The 16,161-nt window shown below is 56.2% G+C and carries 17 protein-coding genes; 7 read left to right on the top strand and 10 right to left on the bottom strand.

The annotated features are described in order from the left end of the window. Positions 1 to 124 precede the first annotated feature (124 nt). On the top strand, positions 125 to 487 hold the full coding sequence (gene yacL, locus AAE045_RS16840; RefSeq protein WP_455548708.1) for a protein YacL: 363 nt from the start codon (positions 125 to 127) through the stop codon (positions 485 to 487). A 30-nt stretch (positions 488 to 517) separates the two neighbouring features. On the opposite strand, the gene speD is transcribed toward yacL, so the two are convergent. The 3 genes from speD to AAE045_RS16825 all read right to left on the bottom strand — a co-directional run bounded on the left by speD (position 518) and on the right by AAE045_RS16825 (position 2,648). Continuing rightward, positions 518 to 1,312 carry an adenosylmethionine decarboxylase gene (gene speD / locus AAE045_RS16835; protein ID WP_455548707.1) on the bottom strand — a complete coding sequence of 265 codons (795 nt, stop codon included), beginning with the start codon at positions 1,310 to 1,312 and terminating at the stop codon, positions 518 to 520. Between the two features lie 14 nt (positions 1,313 to 1,326). Next, positions 1,327 to 2,193: a polyamine aminopropyltransferase gene (speE, locus tag AAE045_RS16830; protein ID WP_455548706.1), complete on the bottom strand. Its 867-nt coding sequence runs from the start codon at positions 2,191 to 2,193 to the stop codon at positions 1,327 to 1,329. 107 nt (positions 2,194 to 2,300) lie between these two features. Then, the gene (locus tag AAE045_RS16825; protein WP_455426964.1) at positions 2,301 to 2,648 is read right to left on the bottom strand and encodes a YacC family pilotin-like protein; all 348 of its coding nucleotides are present in this window, start codon (positions 2,646 to 2,648) and stop codon (positions 2,301 to 2,303) included. A 144-nt stretch (positions 2,649 to 2,792) separates the two neighbouring features. Here AAE045_RS16825 and cueO point away from each other — a divergent pair, with 144 nt between their 5' ends. After that, positions 2,793 to 4,376: a multicopper oxidase CueO gene (gene cueO, locus AAE045_RS16820; RefSeq protein WP_455548705.1), complete on the top strand. Its 1,584-nt coding sequence runs from the start codon at positions 2,793 to 2,795 to the stop codon at positions 4,374 to 4,376. Positions 4,377 to 4,450: 74 nt separating this feature from the next. Here cueO and AAE045_RS16815 read toward each other — a convergent pair whose 3' ends face one another. Next, the gene (locus tag AAE045_RS16815; protein ID WP_455548782.1) at positions 4,451 to 6,835 is read right to left on the bottom strand and encodes a glucose/quinate/shikimate family membrane-bound PQQ-dependent dehydrogenase; all 2,385 of its coding nucleotides are present in this window, start codon (positions 6,833 to 6,835) and stop codon (positions 4,451 to 4,453) included. 193 nt (positions 6,836 to 7,028) lie between these two features. Here AAE045_RS16815 and hpt point away from each other — a divergent pair, with 193 nt between their 5' ends. Beyond that, a complete protein-coding gene (gene hpt / locus AAE045_RS16810) occupies positions 7,029 to 7,565 on the top strand; it encodes a hypoxanthine phosphoribosyltransferase (protein ID WP_455548704.1) in 537 nt (178 codons plus the stop codon). Positions 7,566 to 7,618: 53 nt separating this feature from the next. Here the strand turns inward: hpt and can are convergent, their stop codons facing one another. Continuing rightward, entirely contained in the window at positions 7,619 to 8,299 is a 681-nt protein-coding gene (gene can, locus AAE045_RS16805; RefSeq protein WP_455548703.1) for a carbonate dehydratase, read from the bottom strand. 105 nt (positions 8,300 to 8,404) lie between these two features. On the opposite strand from can, the gene AAE045_RS16800 reads away from it, so the two are divergent. The 4 genes from AAE045_RS16800 to AAE045_RS16785 all read left to right on the top strand — a co-directional run bounded on the left by AAE045_RS16800 (position 8,405) and on the right by AAE045_RS16785 (position 11,979). Next, entirely contained in the window at positions 8,405 to 9,328 is a 924-nt protein-coding gene (locus tag AAE045_RS16800) for an ABC transporter ATP-binding protein (RefSeq protein WP_455548702.1), read from the top strand. Next, positions 9,325 to 10,095: an ABC transporter permease gene (locus AAE045_RS16795; protein WP_455548701.1), complete on the top strand. Its 771-nt coding sequence runs from the start codon at positions 9,325 to 9,327 to the stop codon at positions 10,093 to 10,095. Before AAE045_RS16800 ends, AAE045_RS16795 begins: the two co-directional genes overlap by 4 nt. Positions 10,096 to 10,213: 118 nt before the next feature. Then, positions 10,214 to 10,645: a PTS sugar transporter subunit IIA domain-containing protein gene (locus tag AAE045_RS16790; protein ID WP_455548700.1), complete on the top strand. Its 432-nt coding sequence runs from the start codon at positions 10,214 to 10,216 to the stop codon at positions 10,643 to 10,645. 83 nt (positions 10,646 to 10,728) lie between these two features. After that, on the top strand, positions 10,729 to 11,979 hold the full coding sequence (locus AAE045_RS16785; RefSeq protein ID WP_455548699.1) for a polysaccharide deacetylase family protein: 1,251 nt from the start codon (positions 10,729 to 10,731) through the stop codon (positions 11,977 to 11,979). Positions 11,980 to 12,080: 101 nt separating this feature from the next. Here the strand turns inward: AAE045_RS16785 and panD are convergent, their stop codons facing one another. The 5 genes from panD to pcnB form a co-directional block, all read right to left on the bottom strand. Continuing rightward, the gene (panD, locus tag AAE045_RS16780; protein WP_455426972.1) at positions 12,081 to 12,461 is read right to left on the bottom strand and encodes an aspartate 1-decarboxylase; all 381 of its coding nucleotides are present in this window, start codon (positions 12,459 to 12,461) and stop codon (positions 12,081 to 12,083) included. Between the two features lie 94 nt (positions 12,462 to 12,555). Continuing rightward, positions 12,556 to 13,410 carry a pantoate--beta-alanine ligase gene (gene panC, locus AAE045_RS16775; RefSeq protein WP_455548698.1) on the bottom strand — a complete coding sequence of 285 codons (855 nt, stop codon included), beginning with the start codon at positions 13,408 to 13,410 and terminating at the stop codon, positions 12,556 to 12,558. A gap of 13 nt (positions 13,411 to 13,423) precedes the next feature. Then, complete coding sequence (gene panB, locus AAE045_RS16770) at positions 13,424 to 14,218, bottom strand: 3-methyl-2-oxobutanoate hydroxymethyltransferase (protein WP_455548697.1); 795 nt, start codon at positions 14,216 to 14,218, stop codon at positions 13,424 to 13,426. A gap of 57 nt (positions 14,219 to 14,275) precedes the next feature. After that, positions 14,276 to 14,755 carry a 2-amino-4-hydroxy-6-hydroxymethyldihydropteridine diphosphokinase gene (gene folK / locus AAE045_RS16765; protein ID WP_455548696.1) on the bottom strand — a complete coding sequence of 160 codons (480 nt, stop codon included), beginning with the start codon at positions 14,753 to 14,755 and terminating at the stop codon, positions 14,276 to 14,278. Further along, positions 14,752 to 16,149: a polynucleotide adenylyltransferase PcnB gene (pcnB, locus tag AAE045_RS16760; RefSeq protein WP_455548781.1), complete on the bottom strand. Its 1,398-nt coding sequence runs from the start codon at positions 16,147 to 16,149 to the stop codon at positions 14,752 to 14,754. The genes folK and pcnB overlap by 4 nt, the downstream gene beginning before the upstream one ends. Between the last annotated feature and the right edge of the window lie 12 nt (positions 16,150 to 16,161).

Here is a 16,161-nt window from a genome sequence, read left to right as displayed (position 1 = left end):
TCTCACCCCTTTTTTTATTCTCTGTCTGAAGGTTTCCACGCTGTTTTTCGCCGTCTTTACTGCGATACTTACCCTATACGCGATGAGGGTGCTGGCTTTCCCTCAGCAGGCAGAGGAAAACACCATGGAATATGAATTTTTGCGCGATGTCACAGGACTTGTGAAGGTGCGTATGTCGATGGGCCACGAAGTGGTGGGCCACTGGTTCAACGAGGAAGTCAAAGACAACCCGGGCCTGCTTGATGAAGTGGAGCAGGCAATGGCGTCGGTGAAGGGCAGCGAGCGCCAGTGGCAGAGGATTGGGCACGAATACACCCTGTGGCTCGACGGCGAAGAAGTGATTATCCGCGCCAATCAGCTGGAAATATCCGGCGACGAGATGGAAGAAGGGATGAACTACTACGATGAAGAAAGCCTGTCGTTCTGCGGGGTGGAGGATTTCCTGCAGGTCATGAACGCCTACCGGGAATTTATCGCCGGTCGTTAATATTCAGGCCCGCAGGGGCCTGAATGCGTTTTACAGCGCCGGAATATTGCGTCCGTAATAAATTTCGCGCATCTCTTTCCAGAGCATGTCGGTAATAGCCTTTCGTTCCCCTTCGCTCAGATCTTCCGGGCGGGTATGGAACATGTAATGCTTCAGGTCGAACTCTTTCAGCAGCATCTTGGTATGGAAGATGTTCTCCTGATAAACGTTGACGTCCATCATGTCGTACAGCGCCTTCATGTCGGCAGACATAAAGTTTTGAATCGAATTAATCTCGTGGTCGATAAAGTGTTTTTTCCCGTGCACGTCGCGGGTAAAGCCGCGCACGCGGTAATCCACGGTCACGATATCGGACTCGAGCTGGTGGATGAGGTAGTTCAGCGCATTCAGCGGTGAAATGACTCCGCAGGTCGACACTTCTATATCGGCCCGGAAGGTGCATAAGCCGCCCTCAGGGTGGCTTTCCGGATAGGTGTGCACGCAGATGTGGCTTTTATCCAGGTGGGCAACGACGGCATCCGGCAGCGGACCGGGGTGCTCGGACTGGTCAATGCTCTGCGGGTCGACAGGCTCTTCGCTGACCAGAATAGTCACGCTTGCCCCCTGCGGCTCGTAGTCCTGGCGGGCGATATTAAGGATATTCGCGCCGATTATCGCGCAGGTTTCGCTGAGGATCTCCGTCAGGCGATTGGCATTATACAGCTCGTCGATGTAGGCGATGTAGCCGTCCCGCTCCTCGGCGGTCTTGACGTAGCAGATGTCGTAGATGCAAAAACTCAGGCTTTTGGTCAGGTTGTTAAAGCCGTGCAGCTTCAGTTTTTTCAATTTTTATCACCTCCTCAGGATGACTGGTTCACCAGCGCATCCAGCAGATACTGCGGCAAAGCAAAGGCTGCCGTATGGATTGCCGGATTGTAATAGCGGCACTTTATCCCGGCTTTATGGAATCGCGCCTGGAGCGTTTCCGTGGGCAGATGACGCAGGGCTGGGTTATCGGTCGCCCAGGCAAAGGTCATGATGCCGCCGAAATAGGTCGGAATGGCCGCCTGGTAAAAGCTCACATCTGCAAAGTAATGGCTGAGCTTGCGGTGGCTGTCCAGCGCTTCATCCTGCTGCAGGAAACAGACGCCGTTCTGCGCCACGAAAATCCCGCCCGGGTTCAGGCAGCGCTTGCAGCCTTCATAAAACGCGGAGGTAAACAGGCTTTCGCCCGGCCCGATGGGGTCCGTGCAGTCAGAGATAATGACATCAAAGGTTTGTGCGGTCCGGGTGACGAAGTTAACGCCGTCGTCGATGACCAGGCTGAAGCGGGGATCGTCGTAGCTGCCTGCGTTGTGATTGGGCAGATACTGACGGCAGAAGGAGACCACGCCCGCATCGATCTCCACCATGGTAATGGTTTCAATGCTTTGATGACGGGTCACTTCACGCAGCATGGCGCCGTCGCCGCCGCCGATGATCAGCACGTGTTTTGCCCGGCCGTGCGCCAGCAGCGGCACGTGGGTCATCATTTCATGATAGATAAACTCGTCGCGCTCGGTGGTTTGTACCACCCCATCCAGCGCCATTACGCGGCCAAAAGCGGCGTTTTCGAAGATAACCAGATCCTGATGATCGGTTTTTTCATGGTACAGCACGTTGTCGATTGCAAAGTACTGCCCAAACTCGTCATGCAGCGTTTCCTGCCACACTTTTTTCTCGGTCATGGAGGGCACCTCTTTGGTAACACTTTTGCAAAACGGGGGCAACATCATAGCCAACAACAGCCGTGGGTGCACGGCTATTATTTCAGCAAAGGGGCTGGGAGAGAGGATTACTTAACGTAGGCGAGCAGGCTTAGCGAGTCTCGGGCCAGCGATTTACATTTGTTTGCCGTCGGGATGGCGATGCCGCTGAGATCGCGGTAGCTGTCCTCACCCAGCGCCTTCATGTTGAAGCTGTCGTAATTGCTTAAGTCCCACTGGTTCTGCTGAGCAAAAAAGACCAGCGCGCGGCGGATCTGACCGTTCGGGAGGTTCTGGTAGCCGCAATCATTTTTTAAAAAGACAAATACCGCAGTCAGATCGGCCATATCTTCTGCTTCAGATTCGCTAAGTGCCTGACTGCTGGTAGAAAATGCCAGCAAAACACCCAACATTAATGCCTTAACTCCCGTCTTCATCACACCTACCACTTTTCATCAGATACGAAACGTTAACACAGTTAAATGCGGCACGACGATATTTATTCTTTGCTGCAAACTTGACCTTCCCGTTGGGGAAGGGTTTATGCTTTTCGGCACGCCTGCTCACTAAAGGAATTGAACATGCACCGTCGTGATTTTATAAAATATTCCGCTGCTTTTGGCGCGTTCAGCGCGCTGCCGCTCTGGAGCCGTGCGGCCCTGGCGGCGGACCGTCCCGCTTTACCTGTCCCTGAATTATTACTGCCGGATGCCCGAAATACCGTTCGTCTTACGGCCCAGGCCGGGAAAACCGTCTTCGGCGGCAAAATGGCGACAACCTGGGGCTACAACGGCAGCCTGCTGGGACCCGCACTGCGGCTTACCCAGGGGGAAAGCGTTACCGTAGATATTCATAATAGCCTGGCTGAGGAAACCACGGTGCACTGGCACGGTCTGGAAGTGCCCGGCGACGTGGACGGCGGCCCGCAGGGCGTGATTGCCGCCGGGGGTAGGCGCACCGTCAAATTTACGCCTCAGCAGCGCGCAGCCACCTGCTGGTTCCATCCCCATCAGCACGGGAAAACCGGGCATCAGGTGGCGATGGGCCTTGCGGGGCTGGTGCTGATCGAAGACATCGAAAGCCGCAAGCTGATGCTGCCGAAGCAGTGGGGCATCGACGATATCCCGCTCATCATTCAGGACAAGCGTTTTGGCGCCGACGGCGAGATTGATTACAAGCTGGACGTGATGAGCGCCGCCGTTGGCTGGTTTGGCGACATGCTGCTGTGTAACGGCGTTAACTACCCGCAGCACGCCAATCCTCGCGGCTGGCTGCGTTTACGTCTGCTGAACGGCTGCAACGCCCGATCGCTGAACATTGCCGCCAGCGACAATCGCCCTCTGTATGTCATCGCCAGCGACGGCGGCCTGCTGGCCGAACCGGTTAAAGTCACCGAGCTACCGCTGCTGATGGGCGAGCGTTTTGAAGTGCTGGTGGACACCAGCGATGGTAAACCGTTTGATATTGTGACCCTGCCAGTGAAGCAAATGGGCATGACCGTCGCGCCGTTCGACCAGCCGCAGCCCATTGTGCGTATTCAACCGGTGCGCATTGCCTCTTCTGGCGAACTCCCGGATAAGCTGGTGGAGGTTCCCGCTCTGCCTGCGCTTGATGGCCTGACCGAACGCTGGCTGCAGCTGATGATGGACCCGATGCTCGATATGATGGGCATGCAGGCGCTGATGAAGAAATACGGCGATAAAGCGATGGCGGGCATGAGCATGGGCGGGCATGGCAACATGGGCGGGCATGGCGGCATGAAACATGGCGGTATGGATCACGGCAAGATGAATCATGGTCAGATGGGCCAGGGTTTCGACTTCCACAATGCCAACAAGATCAACGGCAAGGCCTTTGATATGGCCACCCCGGCGTTCGCCGCGCAGAAGGGGAAATACGAGAAATGGACCATTTCCGGGGAAGGGGACATGATGCTGCATCCGTTCCACATCCACGGCACGCAGTTCCGCATTCTGAGCGAGAACGGTCAGCCGGTTGCTGCCCATCGTCAGGGCTGGAAAGATACGGTTCGTGTGGAAGGGGCGCGTAGCGAGGTGTTAGTACGCTTCGATCACGAAGCCTCGAAAGAGCATGCCTATATGGCCCACTGTCATCTGCTGGAGCATGAAGACACCGGCATGATGCTTGGCTTTACCGTGGCATAAAAAAGGCGGATGAGGTTTTAGCTCATCCGCCATTTTCAGGCGGGTACACGTTCATGTGTTACCCGCTTTTTTTATTACTTAGCGTCGTCCGGCAAAGCGTAAGCAACAATGTAGTCGCCCATCTTCGTCCCGAAGGAGCCGTGGCCACCCGCGGAGATCACGACGTACTGCTTGCCGTTCGCTTCATAGGTCATCGGCGTTGCCTGGCCACCGGCCGGCAGACGCGCTTCCCACAGCTTGTCACCGTTGCTCATGTTGTACGCGCGCAGATAGTTATCTGCGGTTGCGCCAATAAACAGCACGTTACCCGCGGTAGAAATCGGACCGCCCAGCATCGGCATACCCATTTTGAACGGCAGCGGAAGCGGCGAGCTGTCGCGTACGGTACCGATACGTTTTTTCCATACCACTTCATTGGTTTTCAGATCCAATGCGGAGATATAGCCCCATGCCGGTTGCTTACAAGGTAAGCCGAACGGCGACAGGAACGGGTTAAGCGTTACGCCATACGGCACGCCGTACTGCGGCTGAATGCCGCTCTCGGAGCCTGAACCTTTCGCGTCTTTTGGCGGTTCCATAGGATTGCCAGGACCACGCGGCATCAGTTTAGAGACAAACGGCAGCGCCATTGGGTTAGCAATCGCTACCTGGCGGCTTGGGTCGACTGAAATACCGCCCCATTCGAACATCCCCAGGTTACCCGGGAACACCAGCGTGCCCTGCTCGGAAGGCGGCGTGAAGATGCCTTCATAACGCAGCTTGTGGAAGATAATGCGGCAGACCATCTGGTCGTACAGCGTCGCACCCCACATATCCGCGCCGCTCAGATCTTTCTTCGGACGGAAGCTCAGATCGGAGAACGGCTGGGTAGGCGTCACGTAGTCACCTTTAGCCGCGCCCTGCGGGACCGGTTTTTCCGGGGCAGGGACAACCAGCTTGCCGTCACGACGGTCCAGCACGAAGATATTGCCGGTTTTCGCCGGAGCGTAAATCACAGGCACAACGTTACCGTTTTTATCCTGGATATCCGCAAGCGTCGGCTGGGAAGGCATATCCATATCCCACAGATCGTGGTGGACAGTCTGATAGGACCACGCAAGCTTACCGGTGGTTGCGTTCAGCGCCACGATGCTGCTGGCGAAACGCTCCTGCTCAGGGGTACGGTTACCGCCCCAAATGTCCGGCGTGGTGACGCCCATCGGCAGATAAACCATATCCAGTTTGGCATCGTACGCGGCCGGTGCCCAGGAGTTCGGTGAGTTGATGGTGAAGTGATGTTCGTCGCTCGGGATCGCATTCGGGTCTTTAGCACCCGGATCGAAGGCCCACAGCAGCTTGCCGGTATTCACATCAAAACCACGAATGACGCCGGACGGCTCGCGGGTAGAGAAGTTATCCGTTACCGCGCCCGCAATGATAATCACTTTGTCAGTAACGATCGGCGGAGACGTTGGTTCGTACATGCCCGGCGTCGTCACCGGCATGTTGGTTTGCAGGTTCAGAATGCCTTTGTTGGCGAAGCTTTCGCACAGTTTGCCGTTATCGGCATTCAGCGCAAACAGGCGGCCATCGTTTACCGGCAGCAGAATACGACGCGGACAGTTGGATACCACATCCGGGCTGGCGTTATCTGCTGTCGCTTCATGATACGAAACGCCACGGCAGGTCACGTGCTGGAAGGAAGGGTTGGTATCCAGACGCGGGTCGAATTTCCACTTCTGCTTACCGGTTGCCGCATCCAGGGCGAACAGCTGCTGGTGCGCGGTGCAGAGGTAAAGCGTGTCACGAATTTTAATCGGGGTGACTTCGTTGGTGATTTCACCCGGATCGGTAGGGCGCTTAAGGTCGCCAGTCTGGAATCTCCAGGCCTCTTTCAGCTGGCCAACGTTTTTGTCGTTGATCTGCTTCAGAGGGGACCAGCGCTGGCCTTCCTGGTTACGGCCATAGGCAGGCCAGTCGGCATCAGGAATGGTGGACGAGGCTGCGGCAGGTGCGGAAGCCTCGGCGCTCAGGGTGCCGTTGATTTCCTGCGGATCGTTGAACACTGCCCAGATCAGCACCACCACGGTGGCGGCCAGCACAACGCCAAGCGCCGGAGCCGCGCCTGCGGAAGGCAGAATGAACTGGCGATAGACAAACGGCAGCACCAGCCACACGCCGAAGAAGAACAGAACATCTAAACGCGGCGTCAACGCCCAGAAGTCGAAACCAACTTCCCAGATGCTCCATACAACGGTGCAGAGCAGCAGCGCGGCGTAAATCCAGAGCGCCAGCGCTTTACGTTGCCAGAGTAACCATGCGGTGACGAGCATCACCACCCCTGCAATTGGGTAGTACCACGACCCACCAATTGCGACTAACCATATCCCGCCAATAAGTAAATACAGTCCTGTAAGTACGGCAAACAGGGCTGATAAGGTCGCGATCACCCGCGATCCTGATTTATTTGTTTTCACAATTATCACGCTCTTAAAAGTTTGATAGCAATTAATTATAGTTATTAACAAGTGTGATATACATCACATAAATGGCTTTTTTACCGATAGCGCATGGCAATGTGTTTTGCTGTTATACTGCTGGCCTGAATATTTTGTGCTGGCCGACGCTGAGCTGGCACTCAATGATTTGTTTTAAAATCATATGGTTATAGATATGAAACATACTGTAGAAGTAATGATCCCGGAAGCGGAGATCAAGGCCCGTATCGCGCAACTGGGTAGTGAAATAACTGAACATTACCGCGAAAGCGGCAGTGATATGGTGCTGGTAGGCCTGCTGCGCGGCTCGTTTATGTTTATGGCGGACCTGTGCCGTGAAGTTCATGTACCCCATGAAGTCGATTTTATGACCGCCTCCAGCTACGGTAGCGGCATGTCCACCACCCGCGATGTGAAAATCCTCAAAGACCTGGATGAAGACATTCGCGGCAAAGACGTGCTGATCGTTGAAGACATCATCGATTCCGGCAATACGCTGAGCAAAGTGCGTGAAATCCTCCGCCTGCGCCAGCCGAAGTCACTGGCTATCTGTACGCTGCTCGACAAGCCTGAGCGCCGCGAAGTGGACGTCAACGTTGAATGGGTGGGTTTCTCCATTCCTGATGAATTCGTGGTGGGCTACGGCATCGACTACGCCCAGCGCTATCGCCATCTGCCGTACGTCGGCAAAGTCGTCCTGTTAGATGAGTAGTAAGGGCGCAGGGCAGTGAAAAAGGGCCTTTAAGGCCCTTTTTGCTATCTGATTTACTGGGAAGGCGTTCTATTCTTGTGGCTGGTGTTGGCCTGCTTCATGTTGGAAATCCCGCTGCGGTAACCCTGCTCGAGCGATTCGCGGCTGGTGGCGGTTACTTCCAGGTCGCGCAGGCGGCCATCATGAATGCCGTAGGCCCAGCCGTGAATGGTCACTTTCTGCCCGCGTTTCCAGGCGGACTGCATAATAGTGGAGTGGCCCAGGTTGTAGACCTGTTCCATCACGTTCAGCTCACACAGCGTATCCAGGCGTTGTTCCGGCGGGAGCTCTCCCAGCAGCGAACTATGCTTGAACCAGATATCGCGGATGTGCAGCAGCCAGTTATTGATCAGCCCTAAATCCGGGTTTTCTACCGCCGCCTGTACGCCACCGCAGCCGTAATGACCGCAGATGATGATGTGCTCAACTTCCAGCACGTCCACCGCGTACTGCACCACTGAAAGGCAGTTTAAGTCGGTATGGATAACGAGGTTGGCCACGTTACGGTGAACAAAAAGCTCGCCGGGTTCAAGGCCGGTCAGGCGTTCTGCCGGTACACGGCTGTCGGAACAGCCAATCCACAGATAACGGGGTTTTTGCGCCTGGGACAAACGTTCAAAAAAGCCAGGGTCTTCATCCTCCATCAGCTTTGACCAAACCTGGTTATTGCTGATGAGGGTATCTATATCATTCATGGAGGCTAACAACCTGTAACCGGAGAAATGCGTTAAGGTAATATAGGGCAACTCGGAAAATTTTTATACTGATAACAAGTGCATCGCGAAAGGTAACCCCAAACAATGACCATTGCATTAGAACTGGAAAAACTCACCAAGACCTATGCGGGCGGCGTTAAAGCGCTGCGCGGCATCGATCTTAGTGTCGAGGCGGGAGATTTCTACGCCCTGCTTGGCCCGAACGGCGCAGGCAAGTCGACCACCATCGGCATCATCAGCTCGCTGGTAAACAAAACCTCCGGCAAGGTACGCGTCTTCGGTTACGACCTGCAAAGCGATGTAGTGAACGCCAAGCGCCAGCTCGGCCTGGTCCCGCAGGAGTTTAACTTCAACCCGTTTGAAACGGTGCAGCAGATTGTCGTTCATCAGGCTGGCTACTATGGCGTTGAGCGTGACGAAGCGATAGCGCGCAGCGAAAAGTATCTCAAACAGCTCGACCTGTGGGAAAAGCGTAGCGAAAGAGCGCGGATGCTATCCGGCGGCATGAAACGTCGTCTGATGATCGCCCGTGCGCTGATGCATGAACCAAAGCTGCTGATCCTTGATGAGCCGACGGCCGGGGTGGACATCGAACTTCGCCGTTCCATGTGGGGCTTCTTAAAAGACCTGAACGATAAGGGCACCACGATCATTCTGACCACCCACTATCTGGAAGAAGCAGAAATGCTCTGTCGTAATATCGGCATTATCCAGAGCGGTGAGCTGGTAGAAAACACCTCGATGAAATCGCTGCTCTCTAAGCTCAAGTCAGAAACGTTCATCCTGGATCTAGCGCCGAAAAGCCCGCTGCCAAAGCTCGATGGCTATCAGTACCGCCTGGTGGACACCTCCACGCTTGAGGTAGAAGTACTGCGCGAACAGGGCATTAACAGCGTGTTCAGCCAGCTAAGCGCGCAGGGCGTTCAGGTATTAAGTATGCGTAACAAGGCCAACCGTCTGGAAGAGCTGTTCGTCACGCTGGTAAATAAACAAGGAGACCAGGCATGATGCATCTCTACTGGGTAGCGTTAAAAAGTATCTGGACCAAAGAGATCCACCGCTTCACCCGCATCTGGATCCAGACGCTGGTGCCGCCGGTTATCACCATGACGCTCTACTTCATTATCTTCGGTAACCTGATCGGTTCGCGCATCGGTGAAATGCACGGTTTCACCTACATGCAGTTCATCGTGCCGGGGCTGATCATGATGGCGGTGATCACCAACGCCTACGCCAACGTCGCATCTTCGTTCTTCAGCGCCAAGTTCCAGCGCAACATTGAAGAGCTGCTGGTTGCGCCCGTACCAACGCACGTGATTATCGCCGGTTACGTGGGCGGTGGCGTTGCGCGCGGCCTGTGCGTTGGCGTGCTGGTAACGGCTATTTCCCTGTTCTTCGTGCCGTTCCAGGTGCACTCGTGGCTGTTCGTCGCGCTGACCCTGGTGCTGACGGCGATTCTGTTCTCGCTGGCGGGCCTGCTTAACGCCGTGTTTGCCAAAACGTTCGACGACATCAGCCTGATCCCGACCTTCGTGCTGACGCCGCTGACCTATCTGGGCGGGGTGTTCTACTCTCTGACCCTGCTGCCGCCGTTCTGGCAGGCGCTGTCGCACCTGAACCCGATCGTCTACATGATCAGCGGCTTCCGCTACGGCTTCCTCGGCATCAGCGACGTTCCGCTGCTGTTTACCGTCGTCGTGCTGGTGGCGTTTATTGCGGCGTTCTACCTGCTGTGCTGGTACCTCATCCAGCGCGGTCGCGGTCTGCGTACCTGATCGTTTCGCTTCCCCTGCGGGGGAAGCATTTCAGATTTTTCCCGCACTCATTTGACGAACGTCAGCCCGCGCGACGATCTTTCTGGCAGACTACCCTCTCGTTTACGGGAGATACGCGATGTTGGGATGGGTGATCACGGGTCACGACTATTATGCTCAGGATATGCTGGACGCGCTTGAAAAGCGCTTCGGCCCGCAGGCCCAGTGCTGTGCGGTGAACTTCTGGAAAGGGTTAAGCACCAATATGCTGAGCCGCATGCTGTGCGACGCGCTTTATAACTGTGACTCCGGCGACGGCGTCATTTTTCTTACCGATAAAACGGGCGCGGCTCCCTACCGTACCGCCGCCCAGCTGAGCCACACTCATTCCCACTGCGAAGTTATTTCCGGCGTTACGCTACCTTTGCTGACGGCTATTATCGACCAGCGCGATAAGCTGAGCAGCGAAGCTTTTCGCCAGCTCATCGTCGGGCAGGGCGGAGAGGCGGTCACCAGCCTCTGGCATCAGCAGAGTAAAAACCCGCCGTTTGTCTTACTGCATCAATATTGATCTGAAAGGTTGGTATTGACGCCGTAAATGCTAAAATAGCCGCCTCCCTCTCTGGATGTGCAAAAAGTGCTATTTAATCCGCTATGTTAACCCGCCTCATGTTTTGCCTGATGGCACTGTTTTGTGCATCCCAGGCCCACGCCAGCCTGCTCAGCAGCCATGAAATCCCCGCACAGTATATGCAGACCACAGAAGATGCCGATATCTGGGCGCAGGTCGGGGATAAAGTCATTTCCGTTGGCACCATCGAGGAAGGACAGATCCTGGCGGTTGTCCCGACGGCGGCGGATTATTACGAGTTTCGCTTCGGCTTCGGCACCGGGTTTATCGATAAGAGCCACCTGGGGCCGGTGGCAGGAAAACAGAGGGTTGAGGACAGGCTAGGGGATTTAAACAAGCCGCTGAGCAACCAGAATCTGCTGACCTTCCGGGATGTGCAGGTTTATAACGCGCCGAACAGCGGCAGCGCTCCCTTTGGTACCCTGGCGGACAACATCCGCTATCCCATCAGCGCTAAGCTGAAAGACCGGCTGAACCAGACCTGGTTTCAGATCCGCATCGGCAACCGTCTGGGCTACGTCAGCAGCCTGGACGCGCAGCAGGATAACGGCATTCCGGTGCTGACCTACCACCACATCCTGCGCGATGAAGAAAACACGCGTTTTCGTCATACCTCAACGACAACCTCCGTCGTGGCGTTCAGCAACCAGATGACCTGGCTGCGCGACAGAGGCTACAGCACGCTGACGATGTATCAGCTGGAAGGCTACGTGCGCAACCGCATGAATCTGCCCGCACGCTCGGTAGTGATTACGTTTGATGACGGGCTGAAGTCCGTATACCGCTATGCGTACCCAATTTTGAAAGAGTACGGCTTTAAAGCGACGTCGTTTATTATCTCGTCGCGCATCAAGCGTCATCCCCAGAAGTGGAATCCTAAATCACTGCAGTTTATGAGCGTTTCGGAACTGCAGGCCAGCCAGGATGTGTTCGACGTGCAGTCCCACACCCACTTCCTGCACCGCGTTGACGGCTATCGCCGTCCCATTTTGCTGAGCCGCAGCTACCACAATATCCTGTTCGATTTTAAACATTCCCGACGCGCGCTGGCGCAGTTCAACCCGCACGTGCTGTATGTGTCGTACCCGTTTGGTGGCTATGACGACAAGGCGGTGAGGGCTGCGAACGACGCGGGCTTCCATATGGCGGTCACCACGGTAAGGGGCAAGGTCAAGCCGGGAGATAATCCGTTCCTGCTGAAGCGGCTTTATATTCTGCGGACGGACTCGCTGGAGACGATGTCACGGTTGATAACGAATCAGCCGGAGTCCTGAGTTTATACCCTCAACCCGAAAGGGAGAGGGTGAATAACGGAAACAGCTCGATCGATCCCCTCGCCCCTTTGGGGAGAGGGTTAGGGTGAGGGGAAAACTTCTTACGCCACCTGAACCGGTACGGCTTTCGCCAGGCGTTTCATCTCGTTGTCACCGTCAAAATAGGCGACTTTTGGCTGCCAGCTGCGCGCCTGCTCGTCCGGCATCGTCACGTAGCTGGCGATAATCAGGATGTCACCCACGCTTGCGCAGTGTGCCGCCGCGCCGTTAACAGAGATAATTTTCGATCCGCGCTCACCGGCAATCGCGTAAGTTGAGAAACGCTTACCGTTGGTCACGTTATAGATATCGATGGCTTCATATTCCAGAATGCCTGCCGCCTCGAGGAAGTCCTGATCGATGGCGCAGGAGCCTTCATAATGCAAGTCCGCCTGGGTCACTTTCACGCGGTGGAGCTTGCCCTGCAGCATGGTGCGAATCATAAAATTAAACCTTTGTGTCTGGGCTTAAACCGGACCGATTTTCATCGATCCCATGAATATATTGGCGCAGTATTGCCCGTTTTTACAGGGCTGTCTACTGCCCTAAATCAACCTGAATGTTATCAATCAGACGCGCCTGACCAAGCCATGCGGCCATGAGAACGACGGCGCATTTACTGCCGTCACTTAGCTCCAGCAGCGTGTCGGCGTCACGGATTTGCAGATCGTCAGAACGCAGGCCTTTTTCGTTAAGCTCGGTTGCCGCAATCGCCAGCAGCTCTTCCGTATCACGCTCACCCGCGCGCAGCTTATCGGCAATGGAGTTCATGACCTTACTGAGGTTTGGGGCAATTTTACGCTGTTCGGCGGTCAGGTAGCCGTTGCGGGAGCTGAGCGCGAGGCCATCTTTCGCACGCACGGTCGGCACGCCGACAATCTCAATGTCATAGCCCATATCCGCCGTCATCTTGCGGATCAGCGCCAGCTGCTGGTAGTCCTTCTGCCCGAAGCAGGCGACGTCCGGCTGAACCAGATTAAACAGCTTGCTGACGATGGTGGAGACGCCGCGGAAGTGGCCCGGGCGGCTTGCGCCTTCCAGCATGGTGGAAAGGCCCGGCACGTCAACGTAGGTCTGGGTGTCCAGGCCCTGCGGATAGACATCGGCAGGAGCGGGCGCAAACACCAGATCGACCTTACGGCGATTAAGCTTCTCGCAATCTTCCTGCAGCGTGCGCGGATAGCGCGACAGATCGTCCGGGCGGTCGAACTGCATTGGGTTAACAAAAATACTCACCACAACCACGTCAGCCACGGCCTTCGCTTCTTCAACCAGCGTCATATGGCCGTCGTGCAGGTTACCCATGGTCGGCACCAGCGCAATGCGCTTGCCTTCCTGGCGCCAGCGGCGGATTTGCTGGCGGAGCAGCGGTAACGTTTCGATTATCAGCACAACCTTTCTCCTGTCAGTGGAAACTGTGTTCTTCGCCCGGATAGCTGCCGGACTCAACTTCAGCGGCGTACTGGCGCACGGCGGCGCGCATGTCACCCGCTTCGGTCAGGAAGTTTTTGGCGAATTTCGGAATATGGCCACCGGTAATGCCGAACGCGTCGTGCATTACCAGAATCTGCCCGTCCGTGACGTTACCCGCGCCGATGCCGATGACCGGAATGGTCAGCGCTTCGGTGATGCGTTTCGCCAGCGCCACCGGCACGCATTCCAGTACCAGCAGCTGTGCGCCAGCGGCTTCAAGAGCGACGGCATCGTCAAACAGCGTCTGAGCTGCCTGTTCATCCCGTCCCTGAACCTTATAGCCGCCGAAAATATTCACCGACTGCGGCGTCAGCCCCAGGTGACCACAAACCGGCACGGCACGCTCGGTAAGCATTTTAACAGTTTCAACCAGCCATTTTCCGCCTTCGATTTTTACCATATTTGCCCCGGCACGCATCACTTCTGCGGAGTTGATAAAAGCCTGTTCCGGCGTGGCATAAGCCATAAACGGCAGGTCGGCCAGCAGCAGGCAGTGCGGCGCACCGCGTCGTACCGCACGCGTGTGGTAGGCAATATCTTCTACGGTTACCGGCAGCGTGGAGTCGTGCCCCTGAACGGTCATCCCTAACGAATCGCCAACCAGCATCACGCCGATGCCCTCTTCGGCAAACAGTTTGGCGAAGCTGAAGTCATAGGCGGTGATGGTGGCGAATTTACGCTGGGCCTGTTTCCACTGGCGCAGCTGAGACATCGTGATTGGTTTCATGGCGGTCCCTGGATAAGGAAGGGGGAATCGATTGCTACTTTATCAAAAAATTGGGCGTTACCAGTACGAAATGCCCGCGCGGGACAGCGTGGCCAGCACGTCGGCCGCTCTTTCGCCGTTCGGGAAAACGCAGTCAGGGGCGATTTCCAGCAGGGGAACCAGCATAAAGGCGCGGTTTTTCATATCGTAGTGGGGGACGGTCAGGCGCGGAGTGGCGATCGTTTCTGCCCCGAACAGCATGAGATCCAGATCTAAAGTGCGCGGGCCCCAGCGTTCGGCTTTGCGAACGCGCCCCTGCTCCAGCTCGATGCGCTGGGTATGATCAAGCAGCTCTTCGGCTGAAAGATCGGTTTCCAGCGCCACTGCGGCATTCAGGTAATCGGGCTGATCCTGCGGGCCGAGCGGCGGGGTGCGATAATAAGAGGAAGTGGCAACCACCCGGCTGTGCGGAATGGCTGCGATGGCGTCAAGAGCCTGAGCGACCTGCTCAAGCGGTGACGCCTGGTTGCTGCCGAGGGCGATAAACGCCAGGGTCACGCGGTGCCACCACTGCGTGGCGCACGCTTGCGGGGACGGCGATGGCGACGGCGCGCTGCCGGTTCGTCACCCAGATCGTCGAGCATGCCTTTCTGCAGCGGCGGCGCGGCAACCTGGAACTCGCCCCACCATTTGGTCAGACGCAGCAGCTCCTGATTATTTTCCACTTCGGCACGCAGGGCCAGCAGATCGTACGCGGCGCGGAATTTAGGATGCTCCATCAGCTTCCAGGCGCGCTTGCCCTGGCGGCGGGAGAGGCGCAGCTGAAGCGTCCAGATATCGCGCACCAGGGTGGTAATACGTTTCGGAATCGCCAGCGCGCGGCAGGCTTCGTCCAGCACTTCGTTCATCGCCAGGGCGAAGGCGTCCATATAGGCAAGGCCGCTTTCCTGGGTGAGCTTCTGGGCCATCTCCAGCTGCGGATACCAGAACATGGCGGAGAAGAGGAACGCCGGATTCACGCGCATATCGTTCTGGATACGGTTGTCGGTATTCTTCAGCACCTGGGCAATTATCAGCTCCATCGGGCTGTCGCCCTGCTCGGTAAAGCAGCGGGTGATGCTCGGGAACAGCGGCTGGAACAGCTGGTATTCACGCAGCAGTTCGTAGGTCGGATAGCCGTGGCCTGCCTGCAGCAATTTGAGAGACTCTTCAAACAGGCGGGCAGGAGGAACGTCGTTAATCAACGTTGCCAGGCGTGGAATAGGTTCGCCGGTTTCAGGGCTGATAGTCATGTTCAGCTTGGCGGCAAAGCGCACGGCGCGCAGCATACGTACCGGATCTTCACGGTAGCGCGTTTCCGGATCGCCAATCAGGCGAATCACGCCGTTACGTAAGTCACGCAGACCGCCAACGTAATCACGGATGGCAAAATCGGCCACGCTGTAATAAAGGCTGTTGATGGTGAAGTCGCGGCGCTGGGCATCTTCTTCTATAGAGCCGAAGATGTTATCGCGCAGCAGCATGCCGTTCTGACCGGTTTGCGAGGTCTGGCGATCGGATTTTTGCTCTTCATGATGGCCACGGAAGGTGGCGACCTCAATGATTTCCGGCCCGAACATGACGTGCGCCAGGCGGAAGCGGCGGCCAACCAGACGGCAGTTACGGAACAGTTTACGAACCTGATCCGGCGTGGCGCTGGTGGTGACGTCGAAATCTTTCGGTTTTTTGCCCAGCAGAAGGTCACGCACGCCGCCGCCAACAAGGTATGCCTCGTAGCCCGCTTTATTCAAACGGTAGAGCACCTTCAGGGCGTTTTCACTGATATCTTTGCGGGAGATAGCATGCTGGTCACGCGGAATGACCGTGATTTGCGGGAGATCTTCTTTCTCCTCAGCCACGACATCATCGCGGTTAAGCACCTTGCGGCAAAAATTAGCGACTCGGGTAAAAATGGTCCACCTCGG

The sequence above is a fragment of the Dryocola clanedunensis genome, assembly GCF_038405435.1.
In the GTDB taxonomy this organism is placed as follows: domain Bacteria; phylum Pseudomonadota; class Gammaproteobacteria; order Enterobacterales; family Enterobacteriaceae; genus Dryocola; species Dryocola clanedunensis_A.
The sequence above is the reverse complement of the archived record's forward strand: the minus strand, read 5'-3'. Positions and strand labels throughout refer to the sequence as shown.